This is a genomic window from Pedobacter sp. BMA, assembly GCF_001027745.1.
In the GTDB taxonomy this organism is placed as follows: domain Bacteria; phylum Bacteroidota; class Bacteroidia; order Sphingobacteriales; family Sphingobacteriaceae; genus Pedobacter.
Map to the genome: position 1 here is coordinate 1 of NZ_LECU01000018.1, position 1,163 is coordinate 1,163.

Annotated in this window: 1 protein-coding gene; it reads right to left on the reverse strand. The window is 42.7% G+C overall.

Translation table 11 applies throughout. The features are described 5' to 3' along the window. On the reverse strand, positions 1-1,163 hold a 1,163-nt coding region (locus tag AB669_RS22390; protein WP_047801401.1), incomplete at both ends, for a hypothetical protein.

Below are 1,163 nucleotides of genomic sequence, written 5' to 3' on the forward strand. Positions count from 1 at the left end.
GCATTGGCCGTAGCCACTTGTCCAGCTGTTGCGCCAGTTGCATCCAGATTTGTAGCAGTAATTGTTTTATCAGCAACTTTATCTCCGGTTACTGCTTTATCGCCAAGATCAGCAGTCTTAACTTCACCGTCTTTAATTTTATCCGTTGTGATCGCATCAGCACCAACTTTGGCGTTAGTCACTGACCCGTCAGCTATTTTAGTAGTAGTTATCGCACCATCAGCAAGTTTAGCAGTCGTAATTGCACCATCCGTAATCGCTAAAGTAACATCTTTCAATGTTGAACCTGCTCCACCAGTTACCGTGATTCCTGTAGCAGTGATCCCTTTAGTACTGGTTAAGTTGGTTTCTGATAAAGTTTGGTAAGTAACTGTTCCGTTTGCATTCGCCGTAGCCACTTGTCCAGCTGTTGCGCCAGTTGCATCCAGATTTGTAGCAGTAATTGTTTTATCAGCAACTTTATCTCCGGTTACTGCTTTATCGCCAAGATCAGCAGTCTTAACTTCTCCATCTTTAATTTTATCCGTTGTGATCGCATCAGCACCGACTTTAGCGTTAGTTACTGATCCGTCCGCTATTTTAGTAGTAGTTACCGCACCATCAGCAAGTTTAGCAGTCGTGATTGCACCATCCGTAATCGCTAAAGTAACATCTTTCAATGTTGAACCTGCTCCACCAGTTACCGTGATTCCTGTAGCAGTGATCCCTTTAGTACTGGTTAAATTGGTTTCGGATAAAGTTTGATAAGTAACAGTTCCGTTTGCATTAGCAGTAGCTACCTGTCCAGCTGTTGCGCCAGTTGCATCTAGTTTCGCTGCAGTAATGTTTTTATCTGCTACATCAGCAGTTTTAACTTCACCGTCTTTAATTTTATCCGTTGTGATTGCATCAGCGCCAACTTTAGCGTTAGTTACTGACCCGTCAGCAAGTTTGGCTGTCGTGATTGCACCATCGGTGATGGATAATGTTACGTCTTTTAATGTAGAACCTGCTCCACCAGTTACAGTAATTCCTGTAGCCGTAATCCCTTTTGTACTGGTTAAGTTAGTTTCTGATAAAGTTTGATAAGTAACAGTTCCGTTTGCATTTGCTGTAGCTACCTGACCAGCTGTTGCTCCCGTTGCATCTAGTTTCGCTGCAGTAATATTTTTATCTGCTACATC